Source organism: Streptomyces sp. AC555_RSS877 (assembly GCF_019049245.1).
In the GTDB taxonomy this organism is placed as follows: domain Bacteria; phylum Actinomycetota; class Actinomycetes; order Streptomycetales; family Streptomycetaceae; genus Streptomyces.
The window spans coordinates 94,044-111,500 of record NZ_JAGMUK010000024.1; the positions used below are offsets into that span (position 1 = coordinate 94,044).

18 protein-coding genes and 1 tRNA gene are annotated in these 17,457 nt (G+C 71.8%); 8 read left to right on the forward strand and 11 right to left on the reverse strand.

Going from position 1 to position 17,457, the window contains the following annotated elements; genetic code table 11:
* Window positions 1-8 precede the first annotated feature (8 nt).
* The 3 genes from KUM49_RS10920 to KUM49_RS10930 all read right to left on the reverse strand — a co-directional run bounded on the left by KUM49_RS10920 (window position 9) and on the right by KUM49_RS10930 (window position 2,775).
* Window positions 9-1,151 (reverse strand): acyl-CoA dehydrogenase family protein, encoded by a 1,143-nt coding sequence (locus KUM49_RS10920; RefSeq protein ID WP_217236546.1) that lies wholly within the window; start codon window positions 1,149-1,151, stop codon window positions 9-11.
* Window positions 1,148-2,278 carry a CaiB/BaiF CoA-transferase family protein gene (locus KUM49_RS10925; RefSeq protein WP_217236547.1) on the reverse strand — a complete coding sequence of 377 codons (1,131 nt, stop codon included), beginning with the start codon at window positions 2,276-2,278 and terminating at the stop codon, window positions 1,148-1,150. Before KUM49_RS10925 ends, KUM49_RS10920 begins: the two co-directional genes overlap by 4 nt.
* 116 nt (window positions 2,279-2,394) lie before the next feature.
* Window positions 2,395-2,775 (reverse strand): MmcQ/YjbR family DNA-binding protein, encoded by a 381-nt coding sequence (locus KUM49_RS10930; protein WP_217236548.1) that lies wholly within the window; start codon window positions 2,773-2,775, stop codon window positions 2,395-2,397.
* Window positions 2,776-2,866: 91 nt separating this feature from the next.
* On the opposite strand from KUM49_RS10930, the gene KUM49_RS10935 reads away from it, so the two are divergent.
* Entirely contained in the window at window positions 2,867-4,045 is a 1,179-nt protein-coding gene (locus tag KUM49_RS10935; protein ID WP_217236549.1) for a trans-acting enoyl reductase family protein, read from the forward strand.
* 7 nt (window positions 4,046-4,052) lie between these two features.
* Here the strand turns inward: KUM49_RS10935 and mmpA are convergent, their stop codons facing one another.
* Window positions 4,053-4,199: a morphogenic membrane protein MmpA gene (gene mmpA / locus KUM49_RS10940; protein ID WP_217236550.1), complete on the reverse strand. Its 147-nt coding sequence runs from the start codon at window positions 4,197-4,199 to the stop codon at window positions 4,053-4,055.
* A 121-nt stretch (window positions 4,200-4,320) separates the two neighbouring features.
* Here mmpA and KUM49_RS10945 point away from each other — a divergent pair, with 121 nt between their 5' ends.
* Window positions 4,321-4,503, forward strand: coding sequence for a hypothetical protein (locus KUM49_RS10945; RefSeq protein WP_217236551.1), 183 nt, complete (start codon window positions 4,321-4,323; stop codon window positions 4,501-4,503).
* A gap of 9 nt (window positions 4,504-4,512) precedes the next feature.
* On the opposite strand, the gene KUM49_RS10950 is transcribed toward KUM49_RS10945, so the two are convergent.
* Window positions 4,513-5,202, reverse strand: a complete 690-nt coding sequence (locus KUM49_RS10950) for an endonuclease V (RefSeq protein WP_217236552.1) — start codon at window positions 5,200-5,202, stop codon at window positions 4,513-4,515.
* Between the two features lie 49 nt (window positions 5,203-5,251).
* Here KUM49_RS10950 and KUM49_RS10955 point away from each other — a divergent pair, with 49 nt between their 5' ends.
* The gene (locus tag KUM49_RS10955; RefSeq protein WP_217236553.1) at window positions 5,252-5,548 is read left to right on the forward strand and encodes a YciI family protein; all 297 of its coding nucleotides are present in this window, start codon (window positions 5,252-5,254) and stop codon (window positions 5,546-5,548) included.
* A 3-nt stretch (window positions 5,549-5,551) separates the two neighbouring features.
* On the opposite strand, the gene KUM49_RS10960 is transcribed toward KUM49_RS10955, so the two are convergent.
* Together KUM49_RS10960 and KUM49_RS10965 are read right to left on the reverse strand one after the other, a co-directional pair.
* The gene (locus tag KUM49_RS10960; protein WP_217236554.1) at window positions 5,552-5,878 is read right to left on the reverse strand and encodes a plasmid stabilization protein; all 327 of its coding nucleotides are present in this window, start codon (window positions 5,876-5,878) and stop codon (window positions 5,552-5,554) included.
* 71 nt (window positions 5,879-5,949) lie between these two features.
* Window positions 5,950-7,062 (reverse strand): oxidoreductase, encoded by a 1,113-nt coding sequence (locus KUM49_RS10965; RefSeq protein ID WP_254401043.1) that lies wholly within the window; start codon window positions 7,060-7,062, stop codon window positions 5,950-5,952.
* Between the two features lie 243 nt (window positions 7,063-7,305).
* Here KUM49_RS10965 and KUM49_RS10970 point away from each other — a divergent pair, with 243 nt between their 5' ends.
* Window positions 7,306-7,722, forward strand: coding sequence for an SsgA family sporulation/cell division regulator (locus KUM49_RS10970; RefSeq protein ID WP_217236556.1), 417 nt, complete (start codon window positions 7,306-7,308; stop codon window positions 7,720-7,722).
* A 239-nt stretch (window positions 7,723-7,961) separates the two neighbouring features.
* On the opposite strand, the gene KUM49_RS10975 is transcribed toward KUM49_RS10970, so the two are convergent.
* On the reverse strand, window positions 7,962-8,600 hold the full coding sequence (locus KUM49_RS10975) for a GPP34 family phosphoprotein (RefSeq protein WP_217236557.1): 639 nt from the start codon (window positions 8,598-8,600) through the stop codon (window positions 7,962-7,964).
* A gap of 299 nt (window positions 8,601-8,899) precedes the next feature.
* On the opposite strand from KUM49_RS10975, the gene KUM49_RS10980 reads away from it, so the two are divergent.
* The 4 genes from KUM49_RS10980 (at window position 8,900) to KUM49_RS10995 (ending at window position 14,839) form a co-directional block, all read left to right on the forward strand.
* A complete protein-coding gene (locus KUM49_RS10980; RefSeq protein WP_217236558.1) occupies window positions 8,900-10,522 on the forward strand; it encodes an ABC-F family ATP-binding cassette domain-containing protein in 1,623 nt (540 codons plus the stop codon).
* 10 nt (window positions 10,523-10,532) lie between these two features.
* The gene (locus KUM49_RS10985) at window positions 10,533-12,788 is read left to right on the forward strand and encodes an excinuclease ABC subunit UvrA (protein WP_217236559.1); all 2,256 of its coding nucleotides are present in this window, start codon (window positions 10,533-10,535) and stop codon (window positions 12,786-12,788) included.
* Window positions 12,789-12,872: 84 nt separating this feature from the next.
* A complete protein-coding gene (gene ddaH, locus KUM49_RS10990) occupies window positions 12,873-13,649 on the forward strand; it encodes a dimethylargininase (RefSeq protein WP_217236560.1) in 777 nt (258 codons plus the stop codon).
* 212 nt (window positions 13,650-13,861) lie between these two features.
* Window positions 13,862-14,839 carry an acyl-ACP desaturase gene (locus KUM49_RS10995; protein ID WP_217236561.1) on the forward strand — a complete coding sequence of 326 codons (978 nt, stop codon included), beginning with the start codon at window positions 13,862-13,864 and terminating at the stop codon, window positions 14,837-14,839.
* Window positions 14,840-14,851: 12 nt separating this feature from the next.
* Here the strand turns inward: KUM49_RS10995 and KUM49_RS11000 are convergent.
* From KUM49_RS11000 to KUM49_RS11010, 3 genes are all read right to left on the reverse strand, one after another.
* Window positions 14,852-14,924: transfer RNA gene (locus KUM49_RS11000), tRNA-Trp, on the reverse strand.
* Between the two features lie 17 nt (window positions 14,925-14,941).
* Window positions 14,942-16,129 carry a ribonuclease inhibitor gene (locus KUM49_RS11005; RefSeq protein WP_254401044.1) on the reverse strand — a complete coding sequence of 396 codons (1,188 nt, stop codon included), beginning with the start codon at window positions 16,127-16,129 and terminating at the stop codon, window positions 14,942-14,944.
* The gene (locus tag KUM49_RS11010; RefSeq protein ID WP_217236563.1) at window positions 16,126-17,454 is read right to left on the reverse strand and encodes an SDR family NAD(P)-dependent oxidoreductase; all 1,329 of its coding nucleotides are present in this window, start codon (window positions 17,452-17,454) and stop codon (window positions 16,126-16,128) included. Before KUM49_RS11010 ends, KUM49_RS11005 begins: the two co-directional genes overlap by 4 nt.
* Window positions 17,455-17,457: the final 3 nt, after the last annotated feature.

Genomic DNA, 17,457 nt, shown 5'->3' on the forward strand with positions numbered 1-17,457 from the left:
GGGAAGGGTCAGCCCAGCAGGGAACGACCGATGATCTCCTTCATGATCTCGGTGGTCCCGCCGTAGATGGTCTGGATGCGGCCGTCGGTGAAGGCCCGGGCCACGGGGTGGTCGGTCATGTAGCCGTAGCCGCCGTGCAGTTGGAGGCAGCGGTCGGCGACCCGCTTCTGCAGTTCGGTCGCCCACCACTTGGCCATGGAGGCGTGCACGGCGTCGAGTCCGCCGCGGGAGTGGTCCTCGATGCAGCGGTCGAGGAAGGCTCGGGTGACGGCGCACTCGGTTGCCATGTCGGCTATCTCGAAGCGGATGTGCTGCTTGCTCGACAGGGGCCGGCCGAAGGCCTCGCGCTCCTTGACGTAGTGCGTGGTGATCTCCAGGAGGTGTTCGGCGGCGGCGATCGCGGCGACGGCGATGCTCAGGCGCTCCTGGGCGAGGTTCGTCATCAGGTGGACGAAGGCGCCGTCGAGCTCGCCGAGAAGGTTCTCCCTGGGCACGCGCACGTCGTGGAAGAACAACTCGGCCGTGTCCTGGGCCTTCTGGCCGATCTTGTCGAGGTTGCGGCCGCGTTCGAAGCCCTCCATGCCCCGTTCGACGACGAACAGCGACAGGCCGTGGGCTCCGCCCTCCGGAGTCGTCTTCGCCACGACGATCACCAGGTCGGCCAGGATCCCGTTGGAGATGAACGTCTTGGAGCCGTTGAGCAGCCAGTGCTCGCCGCGGTCCTCGGCGTGGGTGCGGATGCCCTGGAGGTCGGAGCCGGCGCCGGGCTCGGTCATGGCGATGGCCGTGATCAGCGTGCCGTCGCAGAACCCGGGCAGCCAGCGCCGCTTCTGCTCCTCGGTGGCCAGGCCGGTCAGGTACGGGCCGATGATGTCGTTGTGCAGGCCGAGGGCGAGCCCGGGTGCGCCCGCGCGGGTGAACTCCTCGGCGAGGACGGCGCTGAAGCGGAAGTCGGCGGTGCCGCCGCCTCCGTACTCCTCGTCCACGGCGAGCCCGAGCAGGCCCTGCTTTCCGGCCGCCCGCCACGCGTCGCGGGAGACGATGCCGTCGTTCTCCCACTGCTCGTAGTACGGCAGCACCTCCCTGGCCAGGAAGGCGCGCACGGTCTCGCGGAACGCGTCGTGCTCGGGGGCGAAGATCTGCCGCTTCACGCGAGGCCCTTCAAAAGATCGGGTACGTCCCAGTCGCGCGCCACGTCCGCCGTGTCGCCGCCCGGCCGGGCGGGGCCGGTGCGGACCTGCGTCGGGGTGGCGGAGAAGCGGGGCGCGGGCGCGGGCTGGGTGATGCCGCCGTGGTCGGTGAAGGTGCCGCGGGCGGCGAGGTGCGGGTCGTGCGGGGCCTCGCGCAGGGACAGTACGGGCGCCACGCAGGCGTCGGAGCCCTCGAAGACGGCCGTCCACTCGGCACGGGTGCGGGATTTGAAGCGGGCGGTGACCGCCTCGCGCAGGTCTTCCCAGCGGGTCCAGTCCTTGCGTGCTCCGGCGTGCTCCTCGATGCCGAGCAGGTGCAGGAACTCCTCGTAGAACTGCCGCTCCAGGGCGCCGACCGCCATGTACTTCCCGTCGGCGGTCTCGTAGGTCCCGTAGTAGGGGCAGCCGCCGTCGAGGAGGTTGGCGCCGCGCCGGTCCTGCCAGCCGCCGGCGGCGAGCATGCCGTGGATCATCGCGGAGAGGTGGGCCGTGCCGTCGACGATGGCCGCGTCGACGACCTGGCCGGTGCCGGTCGCGCGGGCGTGGTGCAGGGCGGCGAGGACGCCGACGACGAGGTACAGGGAGCCGCCCGCGTAGTCACCGAGCAGGTTGGCCGGGACGGCGGGAGGCCGGGACGGTTCGCCGATCATGCCGAGGGTGCCGGTGAGCGCGATGTAGGCGATGTCGTGGCCGGCCCGCGGGGCGAGGGGGCCTTCCTGGCCCCAGCCGGTCATCCGGCCGTAGACGAGTGCGGGGTTGCGGGCGTGGCAGTCCTCGGGGCCGACGCCGAGGCGCTCGGCGACTTTCGGACGGTAGCCCTCGATCAGGACGTCGGCGCGGGCGGCGAGGTCGAGGACGCGGGCGGGTCCGTCGGGTGCCTTCAGGTCGACGATCACGGAGCGCTTGTTGCGGTTGGTGACGTCGAACTCCGGGTCGACGGCGAGCCCGGCGCCGCCGGGCCGGTCCACGCGGACGACGTCGGCGCCCAGGTCGGCGAGGAGCATGGCGGCGAACGGGCCGGGCCCGATACCGGCCAGCTCGACCACGCGTACGCCAACGAGCGGGCCCGGCCCTGGCGTCGTTGCCATTCAGCCCCCAGAGGTATGACACAACTGATGTAACACCAGTGATGCTAAGAACGCCGTGAAGCGGGCACAAGCCCCGGAGAGCAAGCGCTTAGTCGGATTGTGCCCCGTCGGCCGGTTCAGCGACCCTCCAGTTCCGCTGTCAGCCGCTTCGGCGCGATCGCGCGGTAGCTCTCCTCCACCCAGTCGCACAGCAGCTCGGCGCCAGGGGCGCCCGTCGGCTCCAGCGGGATTCTCACCCAGCCGGACTTCCCGAGGCCGTATCCGGCGGGCTCGGCGCCGGGGCAGGTCAGCGCGTGGGCGTGGGCGGCCTCCTCGGTGAGCTTCACCGTGACGCCCAGCGGATAGCTGCCGTCGTCGACGCCGAGGAAGACGAAGACCTTCTTGTTGACCTTGGCGACGCTCTCGCTCCAGGGGAACTCCTCCGTGGCGCCCGGCAGCCCGAGGGCGAACTCACGCACTTTCGCCCACTTCTTCAGGGCGTTCTTCGGCACGGCCACCTGCCACCTCCGGCCTCGTCGTCAAACTGAGCACTCCTCACGCTAGCCTCGGCCACCGACAACGGCGCGTGCGGCAAGACCGAGGGGTGTCATGAACAGGCTGAACAAGACGGACCGTCCGTACGACATCGTGCTCTTCGGAGCCACCGGCTTCGTGGGGACGCTCACGGCGGAGTATCTGGCCGCGCACGCCCCGGACGGGCTGCGCTGGGCGATCGCCGGCCGCAGCGGGCGCAAGCTGGAGGAACTGCGCGAGCGGCTGCCTGGCGGCTCGAAGGTGGGCGTCCTGAAGGCCGACGTGTCGGATCCGGGCTCGCTGCGTGAACTCGCCGAGGACGCGCGCGTGGTGGCCACCACGGTCGGCCCCTATGTGACGTACGGCGAGGAACTCGTCGCCGCCTGCGCGGACACCGGAGCGGACTACCTGGACCTCACCGGCGAGCCGGAGTTCGTGGACCTGACGTACGTCCGCCATGACGCACGCGCGCGTGAGACGGGTGCCCGGCTGGTGCACGCGTGCGGTTTCGACTCGGTGCCGCACGACCTGGGGGCGTACTTCACGGTCCGCCAACTGCCCGAGGGGGTGCCCATCAGGGTGGACGGCTTCGTGACCGCGAACGCCACCTTCTCGGGCGGCACGTTCGCCTCGGCGCTCAACCAGTTCGCGCGCGGCCGGCAGTTGCTGGCCGCCGCCCGGGAGCGCGGGCGCCACGAGCCGCGGCTGGTGGGGCGCCGGGCCTCCGCACCGACCGGCGCCCCGCGGTTCGCCCCGGAGGTCGGCGCCTGGGCGCTGCCGCTGCCGACGATCGACGCGCAGATCGTCCGGCGGTCCGCGAAGGCGCTGGAGCGCTACGGCCCCGACTTCCGCTACCGCGAGTACGCGGCGGTACGACACCTGCCGGTCGCGGTGGGCGGGGTGGCCGCCGTGGGAGCGCTGATCGCCGCGGCCCAACTTCCGCCCGCCCGGCGCTGGTTGTCCGACCGGCTACAGCCTGGCGAGGGCCCCGGCCCGGAGAAGCGCGCGAAGAGCTGGTTCAAGGTCCGCTTCGTCGGCGAGGGCGGCGGGCGACGCGTGTACACGGAGGTCGCGGGCGGCGACCCCGGGTACGACGAGACGGCGAAGATCTTTGCCGAGGCGGCGCTGTCCCTGGCCTTCGACGACCTTCCGCCGACCGCCGGTCAGGTCACCACCGCGGTCGCGATGGGCGACGCGCTGACCGAGCGGCTGCGGCGGGCCGGCATCACCTTCCGGGTCGCCGGGAGCCGGTGATGCGGCCCTACAGCGGCCACTGGGCGACCGTGTAGATCATCCCGCAGATCCACCCGAGGCCCGCCAGGGTGGCGAGGACCAGCGCGGCCATCACGGCACGCTCGACGGGACGGTCGGGGTCGGCAAGGGGCTTCGGGGAGCGGTGCGAAGTCATGCGCACAGCCTGCCGAGCCGGTGGTCGGCCCCACATCCGTACAGGTACTCAGACCACGTACTCAGACGGGGTGCTCGCGGGCAAAAGTCTCAACGGGCGGTTCAATGAAACGATTGAAGGCATGAAATTCCTTCTCGAAGTCACGATGGACGACGAAGCATTGGCGAAGGACCCCGCGGGCGAGCTGGGCCGGATCCTGCGCTACTGGGGCGGCAACCTGCGCCACTACCCGCTGCGGCCCGGCGACGGATCGGTGATCCACGACTCGGGGCATCGCGAAGTGGGCGGCTGGCGCATCGAGTAGCCGCCGCCCTCAGGACGTCGCGTCGCGCAGCGCCCTGCGGCACAGGGAGTCGGCCCTGCGGGTCGTCTCGGGCAGGCGGTACTCGGGGGTCAGCGCGAGCGTGTGGGCGCAGGCGTTGTCCAGGCTCACCCGGTGACCGACGGAGACGAAGACCGGCTTGACCGCCTGCCGGGTGCGCAGGGCGCGGCCGACCTCCTCGGCGCCGGCGAGGAGGGGGGACGTACTGCCGCGCGGGGTGGCGGGGTCGTCGTAGGTGAAGGTGAAGGGGTTCTTGGCGACGCCGATCGTGGGCAGGCCGGTGAGGACGCCGAGGTGGCTGGCGAGGCCGAAGCGGCGAGGGTGGGCGAGGCCGTAGCCGTCGCAGACCACCAGGCCGGGCGGGCGGGGCAGGGCGTCGAGGGCGGCGAGGACGGTCGGGATCTCACGGAAGGCGAGCAGGCCGGGCACGTAGGGGAAGGAGATCCGGCCGACGGCGGTGGCCTCGGCGACGATTTCGAGGCTCGCCGCGTCCAGCACGACGGCGGCGGCGGCGACCACGTCGTGCTCGTCGTCGTAGGCCACGTCGACACCGGTCACATGGCCCGTGCCGACCGGTGGCCCCGGCTCGTCGAGCACCACGCGCTCGCGCAGTTCGTCCTGGACAGCGCGGGCGTCTTCCTCGGTCGCGGGCCAGTCGGAGGGAATTCTCACCGTCGTCATGATGGGACGAGCCTACGGGCCGTCACCCGGGCGGCGTAACCTCGTGATCATGTTCGTACTGGAGCTGACCTACACCGCCCCGCAGGCCGCCGTCGACGCCGCGCTCCCGGCGCACGTCGCCTGGCTCGACGAGCGGTACGCGCAGGGTGTCTTCCTGGCGTCCGGGCCCAAGAACCCCCGCGACGGCGGGGTGATCCTCGCCGTCGCGGAGGACCGCGCGCGGATCGAGGAGATCGCCGCGGGCGACCCCTTCGTCACCGCCGGGGTGTGCGAGTACCGCATCGCCGAGTTCACCGCGACGAAGACGGCACCGGACCTGGAGCGGTACCGGCAGACGCCGGCCTGAGGCTCAGCTCTTGCCCAGTGCCTGCTGCAGCTGGCTCTTGTTCATGTCCGAACGGCCGTGGATGCCGCGCTTCTTGGCCTCCTCGTAGAGCTGGTCGTAGGTGGGCCCCTGGGAGCCCTGGCCGGACCGCCGGCCGCCCCTCTTGCCGGACGACATGTCCTTGGTCGAGGTGCGGCTGGCGGTCTTCGACTCGCCGGACCGGGCGCGTTCCTTGTTCACCGTGCGCGCGGCGATCTCCTTGGCGCGGCCGGTGCTCTCGCCCCGGTCCTCGGCGCTCTCCTTGATGTGCTCGTACTGGCGCTCCCGCTTGGGGCTCGAACCACGTGGCATGTCCGCTCACTCCTCTCACGTTCGGTGAACGGGTACCCGTTTTCCGGATCCATGCGTCACACCGGGCGCCCTCAGCCCTCCAGACGGGCGACGCGCCCCTGTTCGCCCGCCGCCCAGCAACCCCGGTCGGGCGTGCAGTCGACGGTGTCGTACGAGCCCGTGTCCACCGTGCGCCAGGTGCGCCCGCCGTCCGTCGTCAGGTCCGTGCCGGTGGGTCCGACCGCGAGGGCGGCCGTACGGCTGTACGGGAGCCAGGCGACGCCCGAGCGGTAGGCGGGCGGCGGCTCCGCGGCGGGCTGCCAGGCGCGGCCGCCGTCCGCGGTGCGTGCGGCCGGCCCGGTGGACGTCTGGTCGGGGCGGTAGTCGCCGCCCACCGCGAGACCGTGCGCGCGGTCCCGGAAGGCGAGCGCGAAGACACCGCGGGCCGGGTCGCCCGCCGGAATCGGCGTGTCCGACGCCGTCCAGGTCAGGCCGCGGTCGGCGGAGTGCAGCACGCGCGCGTGCGCGGCGCCGCCGGTGGCCAGCCAGACGTCCCGGGGGCCGGCGGAGACCAGGCACTGGCCGCTCGCCGCGAACCCGGCCTCGCCGTCCAGGGCGGCCGGCATGCCGGTGCTGGGCAGCACCTTCCAGGAGCGGCCGCCGTCGCTCGTCGAGAGGATGCGGAACTTCCCGTCGACCGGGTCGCTCATCGCGAGGCCGTGGCGGCGGTCGAAGAAGGTGAGGCAGTCGTAGAAGGCCCGCGGATCGGTGTTGCGGAAGGACTCGGTCCAGGTGGCGCCGCCGTCGTCGGTGCGGTAGAGGCGGGACGCCTCCCCCTCGCCGATGGCCAGCACCACCGCGCGCCGCGCGTCGAACGCCTCGATGTCCCGGAACTGCAGCTCGGCGGCGCCCGGCGGCGAGACGTCGCGCCAGCTCGCCCCGCCGTCCGTGGTACGCAGGACGGTGCCCTGGGTGCCGGACACCCAGGCGGTGTCCCGGCCGACGGCCGCGAGCCCCCGGAACCGCACACCGGAACCGCCGGTGTCCTTCAACTCCCAGTGCGGTGTCCGCTTCCCGGACTCCTGCGCCTGTGCGGGTACGGCGGTCAGGGCGGCCAGTGCCGCCGCGCAGGCCACCCCCGCGCCCACCGCTCGCCTCGTCCGACCCGGCCGTCCGGTACGTCGCGTGATCCCCAAGCGCCTCATGGCGGGCGAAGCTAGCCCACGGCCCGGGTGCCGTAAAGAGGACCTCGAACGCCTCACCGGGCCACCACACTCGCCACAACTGTTTTTCACACCCCGGGAGAAGAGCCTGGCCACTCCCGTGAATGAAGACGGTGACAGAGGTCACTCGACATCGGTGTGCACGGATTGACTCATTCCGGCGTCTCTTTCAGTGCCCGGCCTCATCCCCGGAAGTCCGTCCCGCCGTCACAAGGGAGCAAGGCGTTGTCCATCGTCATCGAGCAGCCCGTCGAGGCCCGTCTCGTCGCCGCCGCGCCGCGGATGCCGAGCATTCCCGCCACGATGCACTACGACCGGCGTGATCCGTTCGCCGTCCGCATGACCTTCCCGGCCCCGGCCACCCTGGAAGGCGTGGAGGTCTGCTGGACCTTCAGCCGTGAACTCCTCACCGCCGGCCTCCAGGAGCCCGAGGGGCACGGCGACGTGCGGGTGCGGCCGTACGGCTACGACCGCACCGTCCTGGAGTTCCACGCCCCCGAGGGCACCGCCGTCGTGCACGTCCGCTCGGGCGAGCTGCGCCGGTTCCTGGAGGCGACCAGCGAGCTGGTGCCGGTCGGTCTGGAACATCTTCAGCTCGACCTGGACCACGACCTGGCGGAGCTGATGCGGGACGCCTTCTGAGCCGGACGGGGGTCATCGGCCGAGCAACGCGTTGAGCTCGCCGTAGTCGAGCCTGTCCGCAGGCGCGTCGTAGGTCCCCGCGCCGACAGCCCGTCACGTTCAGCGGCGCGTCCACGCCGTCGGCGGGCAGTTGTTTCACGGTCTCCGGGTCGACGGCCCCGGGGACGAAGGTCCGTCGGCGGGAATCCGGCGTGGACGCGGGGGTCAGTTGACGGCGGACGCCCGCGTGGACGCGGGGGTCAGTTGACGGCGGACGCCGCCGTCCGCGCCGTCCGCACCTCCCGCAGGACCGTCCGCAGCACGGGTGCCGCCGCCCCGCCGCGCCCGGTGAGCTCTTCGAGACGCCCTCGGTCGGGCGCGGCATCGGACACCAGCCCCGCGGCGTCCGCGAGAGCGGCGAGCGCCGCGTCCCGCTCGGAGACCTCGGCGACCGGGACCGGCCCCAGCAGTACCGCCCGCGCCTCCTCGCGCAGCGAGGCCACGATGTCGACGCGCTCCAGGACGTACTCCACGGTCGGGAAGACCCCGAGGACCCGTCGCTTCTCCGCGCGCAGCTGGTCTCCGGCGGCCAGCTGCTCCCGTACGGCGTCCAGGGTGATCCGCGCGTGCAGGGTCACCCAGGTCCGCCAGCGGTGCGGCCGGGACTCCCGGACCAGTTCGAGGAGGCCGTCGAGGACGGGGTCCCCCGTCTCGGAGTCCAGGTCGGTCGGCGTGGCGATGCCGTCCTCGTCGGTGAGCAGGCCGCTCCGGGCCAGCTCGACGAGGGCGCCGGCCCTGACCAGAGGGGGCAGCCGGCCTGCGCCGGTGACCTCCGACTCCGTGCTGTCCCAGGCCAGCAGGCACAGCCGGGCCGGGAGCGAGAGCGAGCCGTGGGCCACAGGGTGTCTCCTTCGGGCGGTGAGTTCGGGGCTCAGTTAATGCGTTGACAGCCATCTGGGGCGCTCATACGGTGTAGAGCGGTCCTGTTGCCGTCGATTGGAGAAGGACGTTGCTCGTCTGAGGTCCTGAGACACCACGTCACACACATGAGGTGTGTGCGCTGCGTGCGACCTCGGCGTTCGAGCCGTCCTCCGGAAAACAGGGCCTTTCCCATGCCCCCGGGGCCTCTCCTCCCTTGGTCGCAGGTGTCTCGATACGCGTTTGCCCCCTACCACCTCAAGCAACCGCGGAGACCCGTATGTCTACTTCCCTCACCTGTACGTCGCTCGCGTTCGCCTGGCCCGACGGCACCCCCGTCTTCGAAGCCCTCGACGTGGCGTTCGGCCCGGGCCGCTCCGGCCTCGTCGGCGTCAACGGGTCGGGGAAGTCGACCCTGTTGAAGCTGATCGCCGGGGAGCTCACCCCTGCCGACGGCACCGTCCGCGTCGCGGGCGAGGTCGGCTACCTTCCGCAGACCGTCACCCTCGACACCCACGTGAGGGTCGACGAGGTGCTCGGCATCGCCGCGCAGCGGGCCGCGCTGCACGCCATCGAGGCCGGTGACGTGGCCGAGGAGCACTTCGAGACGGTCGGCGACGACTGGGACGTGGAGGAACGCGCCCTCGCCACCCTCGGCGAACTCGGACTCGGTCACATCGAGCTGGACCGGACGACCGGCGAGGTCTCGGGCGGCGAGTCGGTGCTGCTGCGGCTGGCCGCGCTGCTGTTGCGCCGCCCGGACGTCCTGCTGCTCGACGAGCCCACCAACAACCTGGACCTGTACGCGCGCAGGCGGCTGTACTCGGCCGTCGCGTCCTGGCCGGGTGTCATGGTCGTGGTCAGCCACGACCGTGAACTCCTGGAACTGGTCGACCAGATCGCCGACCTGCACTCCGGGGAGGTCACCTGGTACGGCGGCAACTTCTCCGCCTACGAGGAGGCGCTCGCCACCGAGCAGGAGGCGGCGGAGCGGATGGTGCGGGTCGCCGAGTCGGATCTGAAGAAGCAGAAGCGTGAACTGACGGACGCTCAGGTCAAGTTGGCCCGGCGCAAGCGGTACGGGCAGAAGATGTGGGACCAGAAGCGTGAGCCGAAGATCGTCATGGGGGCACGCAAGCGCGCGGCACAGGAGTCCGCGGGCAAGCACCGCATCATGCACGAGGAGAAGCTCGCCGAGGCCAAGGAACGGCTCGACGAGGCGGTGGAGGCCGTGCGGGACGAGGACGAGATCCGCGTCGACCTGCCGTACACGGCCGTACCGCCGGGCCGTACCGTCCTCACCCTCCAGGACCTGGAACTGGCGTACGGCGCACGCGTGGCGGGCGGTCTCGACCTGCGCGGTCCGGAGCGGATCGCGCTGATCGGGCGCAACGGCGCGGGCAAGACGACGCTGCTGCGCACGATCGCCGGGGAGCTCCGGCCGGTCGGGGGCGAGACGAAGGCGCACGTGCCGATGCGGTTCCTGCCGCAGCGGCTCGACGTTCTCGACGACGAGCGGACGGTCGCCGAGAACGTGGCCCGGTTCGCGCCGGCTGCCACCAACAACCGGATCCGGGCGCGGCTGGCCCGCTTCCTGTTCCGGGGCGCCCGCGCCGACCAGCAGGCGGGAACGTTGTCCGGTGGCGAACGCTTCCGGGCGGCGCTGGCCGCGCTGATGCTGGCCGAGCCCGCGCCGCAGCTGCTCATGCTGGACGAGCCGACGAACAACCTCGACATGGCGAGCGTGCGGCAGCTGACGACGGCCCTCGAGTCGTACGAGGGAGCGCTGATCGTGGCCAGTCACGACCTGCCGTTCCTGGAGTCGATCGGCATCACACGCTGGCTGCTTCTCGACGGAGAACTCAAGGAAATCACGCCAGAGGCTGTCGGGTATCCGGCCTAGCGTCGGGTGCATGCCCGAATTCATCACCATCACCGGAGCCCGGGAGAACAACCTCAAGGACGTCACCCTCCGCATCCCGAAAGGCCGGCTGACCGTGTTCACCGGCGTTTCGGGATCGGGGAAGTCGTCGGTGGTCTTCGACACGATCGCGGTCGAGTCGCAGCGGCAGCTCAACGAGACGTTCACCTGGTTCGTCCGCAACCGGCTGCCCAAGTACGAGCGGCCGCACGCGGACGCCCTGGAGGATCTGACGCCCGCGATCGTCGTCGACCAGCGGCCGATCGGGGGCCACTCCCGGTCCACGGTCGGCACGATGACCGACATCCACTCGGTGATGCGGGTGCTGTTCTCCCGGCACGGCACCCCAAGCGCCGGACCGGCGACCGCCTACTCGTTCAACGACCCGGCGGGCATGTGCCCCGAGTGCGACGGCCTCGGCCGGACGGTACGCCCCGACTGGGACCGCATCCTGGACCCCGGCCGCTCGCTCGCGGACGGGGCGGTGCGCTTCCCGCCGTTCGCCGCGGGGACCTGGCAGGGGCAGGCTTACACCAACACCGACGAGCTCGACCCCGGCAAGCCGGTCGGCGCGTTCACGTCCGCCGAGCGTGACTTCCTGATGCGTGGCCGCCCCGGCAGCAAGGTCACCGTCCAGGGCTCGGGCGGCACCTGGACCACCGAGTACGAGGGTCTGGCCGACCGCTTCGAGCGGCTGTACCTCAAGCGCGATCTGTCCGCCATGAGCCAGAAGACCCGCGACGTGGTACGGGAGTTCCTGGCGGAGGGCGCCTGCCCGGTGTGTGCCGGTGCCCGCCACAATCAGGCGGCGCTCGCCACCCGGATCGGCGGCCGGACCATCGCCGACTGCGCACGCATGCAGGTCACCGACCTGATCGCCGTACTGAAGGAGATCGACGACCCGGTCGCCCGGCCGATCGCCGGGGCCGCCGTCGCCGCCCTCGAACGCATCGAGGGGATCGGCCTCGGCTACCTCAGCCTCGACCGCGAGACCTCCACCCTGTCCGGCGGCGAGGGCCAACGGCTGAAAACCGTGCGGCACCTGGGCTCCAGCCTGACCGGGATGACGTACATCTTCGACGAACCCAGCGTCGGCCTGCACCCGCGGGACGTGGGCCGCCTCGGTGACCTGCTGCTGCGGCTGCGCGACAAGGGCAACACCGTGCTGGTCGTCGAGCACGACCCGGACGTCATCGCGCTGGCCGACCACGTCGTCGACATGGGACCGGGGGCCGGTGCCGGGGGCGGACGGGTGGTGTTCGAGGGGACGCCGCAGGAACTGGCCGGGGCGGGCACCCCGACCGGGCGATACCTGCGCCGCCGTACGGCACTGAAGGAGCGGGTGCGGGAGGCCACCGGCGGGCTGTGGGTCAAGGGGGCCGGCCGGCACAACCTGCGGGACGTGACCGTCGAGTTCCCGACCGGGGTGCTGACCGTGGTCACCGGGGTGGCCGGATCCGGAAAGAGCACACTGGTCGCGGAGTTCACCGCCGCCCATCCCGACGCCGTGGTCGTCGACCAGTCGTCCATCGGGATCTCCGCGCGGTCCACTCCGGCGACGTACATCCAGATCATGGACACGGTACGGAAGATCTTCGCGCGCGAGACGGGCGCCGGGCCGGGGTTCTTCAGCTTCAACTCGACCGGTGCCTGCGCCACGTGCGAGGGCCGCGGGATCATCTCCACCGATCTCGCGTTCATGGACCCGGTGACGACGACCTGCCACGACTGCGAGGGGCGCCGCTTCAAGGACGAGGTGCTGCGGCTCACCGTCGGCGGCAACTCGGTGGCGGACGTCCTGGAGATGACGGCCGACCAGGCACTGGAGTTCTTCGACGACTCCGCCGTACGACGCCGGCTGACCGCCCTGCGTGACGTCGGGCTCACCTACCTCACGCTCGGCCAGCCGCTGTCCACGCTCTCCGGCGGCGAACGGCAGCGCATCAAGCTGGCGACGCGGCTGCACCGGACGGGAGCGGTCTACGTCCTCGACGAGCCGACGACCGGACTGCACATGTCGGACGTGGACGGCCTGCTCGGCCTGCTGGACCGGCTCGTCGACGCGGGGAACACGGTCGTGGTCGTCGAGCACAACCTGGACGTGGTGGCGCACGGCGACCGGATCATCGACCTCGGGCCGGACGGGGGCCGGGACGGCGGCCGGGTGATCTTCGAAGGAACCCCTCAAGAGCTCCTGTCCGCCCGCGACTCCAGCACGGCGGAGCATCTCAGGAGGGCCACAGCCTGACGACGGGGGTTTTGCCCGCGCGCACCGGCCCTGCATGATGGCGGGCAGGCCACCACCCTGTCCCACCGATCCGGAGATCCCCTCGTGCCCAGCAAGAAGGCCCTCGTCCGCCGCCCCGGTCCGCGCCTCGCCGAAGGCCTGGTGACGCACATCGAGCGCGAGAAGGTCGACGTCGATCTCGCACTCGACCAGTGGGAGGCGTACGTCGAGGCCCTGCGCACGCACGGCTGGGAGACCGTCGAGGTGGACCCGGAGGACGACTGCCCCGACTCGGTGTTCGTCGAGGACACGGTCGTCATGTACAAGAACGTCGCGCTGATCACCCGGCCCGGCACCGAGTCCCGGCGCGAGGAGACCACGGGGGTCGAGGAGGCCGTCGCCCGGCTGGGCTGCTCGGTCAACTGGATCTGGGAGCCGGGTACGCTGGACGGCGGTGACGTGCTGAAGATCGGCGACACGATCTACGTCGGCCGGGGCGGCCGCACCAACGCGGCCGGGGTCCAGCAGCTGCGGGCCGCCTTCGAACCGCTCGGGGCCCGGATCGTCGCCGTCCCGGTGAGCAAGGTGCTGCATCTGAAGAGCGCGGTCACCGCACTGCCCGACGGGACCGTCCTCGGGCGCATCCCCCTGCTGGACGCGCCCTCGCTGTTCCCGCGTTTCCTGCCCGTGCCGGAGGAGTCCGGAGCACACGTGGTGCTCCTCGGCGGCGGCAAACTGCTGATGGCGGCAAGCGCGCCGAAGACCGCCGAGCTGCTCGGCGACCTCGGCCACGAGCCGGTCCCGGTCGACATCAGCGAGTTCGAGAAACTCGAAGGATGTGTGACATGCCTCTCCGTGCGCCTGCGCGACCTCTACGCCTGAAACGAGCGCACGCCTCGCCCCTCTCGGCCCCGGACCTGCGGTTACCGGGGCCCTTTGTCATGCCCTTGGAACGCCGCTGATCAGGGATCTTTACACGGCTCTTAACCTACGGTCTCGTAACCTACGGGAACGTAGCCTACGATTCCGTAGGTACCGGCCCGGCACCGCTCGCCGGATTCTCTCGTTTCAGATCGCGTCCCCCTGGAGTACCCGTGACGATCACTTCCCCTCACCTCGGCAGCCCGTCCTCGGCCTGGACCGACGCCCGGCTGTTGTACGCGCTGGAGGAAGTAGTCGAGCAGGAACTGAACCGGCACCTGAAGGTCGCCAAGGACTGGATGCCCCACGAGTACGTGCCGTGGAGCGACGGCCGCAACTTCCCTGGCATCTTCGAGGACGGCGAGGCCTGGGAGAAGGGCCAGTCCAAGGTCACCGAGCTCGGCCGGATCGCCCTGGTCGTGAACCTGCTCACCGAGGACAACCTCCCCAGCTACCACCACGAGATCGCCTCCCTCTTCGGCCGTGACGGCGCCTGGGGCACCTGGGTGCACCGCTGGACCGCGGAAGAGGGCCGGCACGGCATCGTGATGCGCGACTACCTGCTCGCCTCGCGCGCGGTCGACCCGGACAAGCTGGAGCAGTTCCGCATGGCCCACATGGCCGAGGGCTTCGAGTCGGACAACCGCCACTCGATGCTGCACTCGGTGGCCTACGTCGCCTTCCAGGAGCTGGCGACCCGCGTCTCGCACCGCAACACGGGCCACCAGTCCGGCGACCCGGTCTGCGACCGCATGCTGGCGCGCATCGCGACCGACGAGAACCTGCACATGGTCTTCTACCGCAACCTGCTCAAGGCGGCCTTCGACCTCGCGCCCGACCTGACGATGCAGGCGGTCCGCGACGTGATCGTGAACTTCCGGATGCCCGGCCACGGCATGCCCGGCTTCGAGCGGGCCGCCGCGCAGATGGCCATCGGCGAGGTCTACAACATGCGCATCCACCACGACGACGTCATCCAGCCCGTCCTGCGCTTCCTGAAGGTCCTGGAGATCGACGGCCTCGGCCCCGAGGGCCTCAAGGCCCAGGAGGAACTCGGCCTGTACATGAGCGGCCTGGACTCGGAGGCCTCCAAGTTCGACGAGAAGCTGGCGGCGCGCAAGGCGCGGATGGCGGCCCGCGCGGCCGGCTGACAGACCTGGGGGCGGGGCCGGCTGGATTCGAACCAGCGTGTTCCGGTTCTGGAGACCGACGCGCCTGCCTCTGCGCTACGACCCCGCCCTTGACGAAAGAGACTAGCCCTCCGGCTCCTGCCGGAGGGCCGTCCTGTGCACGCTGCGTACGGCCGCCACGTCGGCCGGCACCGTCGGCGGCGGCACATGGGCACAGGCGGCCTCCAGACGGCGTTTGACGCTGCCGGCGATGCCCCGGCCGAGGACGAAGCGGGTGGCCGTGGTGGCGCGCGGTGCGGTGTCGAGGAGGCGGTGCGCCTCGCGGCTGCGCATGCCCGTGTGAGTGAGGACGAGGTGACCGAGGCGGTGGGTGGTGCCCGCGAGGGCTTCCGCGATCGTCCCGGCGGCCGGCACGTCGATGTGGTTGTCGGCCGCGCCCAGTACCGCCGCCGCCCGGACCCGGCCGAGGTCCAGCAGGGCGACTCCGGCCGTGACAGCCGCCGAGACCAGCCGGGCCGCGGCCTGCGGGCCGATGCCGTTGCTGGCCACGGACAGGCGGGCGAGCCGCCCGTACGGTGCCCGCTCCAGGGCGTGGGAGAGGTGGAGGGCGCCCGCCTCCCCCAACCCGGCCGCGGAGACGTACAGTTCGTCGATCGCCCCGGCCGCGATCACCGCGGCGAGCGGCTGCGCCCCGGCTTCCCCCAGCGGGTTGCCGCCGACGAAGAGCCGTTCGATACGGCGTCCGTTGCCGGCGGCCGCGAGCAGGGCGTCGGCGAGGACGGCGGTGCCCGCCGCGTCGAGGCCGGTCTGGACGAGGTCGAGGGTGCGCAACGACCGGGCCGACTCGACGAGTTCGGCCGCCGCCCGGCCGCCTGCGCCGCCCAACGGGTTGCGCTTCAGCCAGACACCGGTGACCACCTGCTCGGAGGCGCGCAACTGGTCGGCGATCCGGCAGGCGCCGCCCGCGGTGATGTTGTTGCAGCCGAGGTAGAGCGTCTCGACGCCGGTGTTCGTGCCGGCCACGGCGGTGGCGCCCGCGTCGCCGAGCGCGTCGGTTCCGAGCAGCAGATGCCGTACAGGCGACGGGCCTCGGGAGAGCGCTTCGGCGACCAGGGCGGCGCCCTGGGCACCCAGTTGCTGCTTGCACAGGTCGAGACGGCCGTCGGGCAGCGCCGTACCGGCCGCGAAGTCCAGGCGCTGCCCGGCCGGGCGCCCGGCGCGCAACCAGTCCAGCAGCGGGGCGAGTTCGGCGCGCGGGCGTGGCACGACGCGCGGGACCCCGGCGAAGCCCGTCACGGGTTGTTCGCTCACCACTGCGCCTCCCGGTAGTCCTTGAGGAAGACCCCGGACACGGGGTCCCCGGCCTCGCCGCGCACGATCGGGTCGTACACGCGGGCCGCGCCGTCCACGATGTCCAGTGGCGTACGGAAGCCCGCGCCCGCCATCCGGGCCTTCTTCGGCGCCGGGTTCTCGTCCGTGATCCAGCCGGTGTCGACGGCGCACATGTGCACGCCCCGCTCGGCGAGTTCGGCGGCGCTGGTGCGGGTGAGCATGTTGAGGGCGGCCTTGGCCATGTTGGTGTGCGGGTGGCCGGCCATCTTGTTGCGGACCGCGAACCGGCCCTCGACGGCGGTCACGTTGACCACGTACCGGCGTGGGTGCGGCGAGGCGAGCAGCAGGGGCAGCAGCCGGTCGCACAGCAGGGCCGGGGCGAGGGCGTTGACCAGCTGGGTCTCCAGGACCTCGGCCGGGTCCAGGGCACCGAGCCGGGCCGACCAGGAGTTCTCCGGGGCCGGGTCGGGAAGCAGTCCGGCCTCGTCGGCCTCGCGCAGCGCGACTGGCAGGGAGGCGGCACCGCCGCCCAGCATCCGCATCGGGGTGAAGCCGGGCGCGTGACGTGCGCCCTCGGGCAGCGCGTCGTACTCCCCCGCCGCGAGCAGCGCGTACGACTCGGGCGGGCGACGCACGGTCTGTGCCGCGTTGTTGACGAGGACGTCCAGCGGCTCGCCCTCCTGCCGCAACTCCTCGCACAGCCCCAGCACCTGGCGCGGATCGCGCAGGTCGACCGCGAGGACGGTCAGCCGGTCCCGCCACTTCCCGCTGCCCGGCTCGGCCCGGAAGCGGCGCACGGTGTCGTGCGGGAAGCGCGAGGTGACCAGCAGTTCGGCCCCGTCGCGCAGCATCATCAGCGCCAGCTGGAAGCCGATCTTCACCCGGCCGCCGGTGAGGAGCACCCGGCGCCCGCTCAGGTCGGTGCTCAGGCCGCGGCGGGCGGTGTTGTCGGCGGCGCAGGCCGGGCACAGGCGGTGGTAGAAGGAATCGACCTGCCGATAGGGCGACTTGCAGACATAGCAGGTGCGCGGCTTGCGGAAGACCCCGCCGGTGCCCGCGGCGGCCAGGGGGGCGTCCTCGCGCCGGTCGGCCGCGCCGGTCGCGGTCGCGGCCATCACCTCGGCGTCGGCTGCCGTCAGTTCGGCCCCGCGTGCCTTGCGCCGCCGCAGCCGTCCGTCCCTCGCGAAGGACGCGGCGACCTGCTCGGCACGCAGCCGTACGGGGTCGTCGACGGGCAGCGCCCGCAGCCGCGCGACCGTGCGGTGGAAGGCGGCCAACTCCTCCTCGCCGAGTGCGTCTCGCATGTG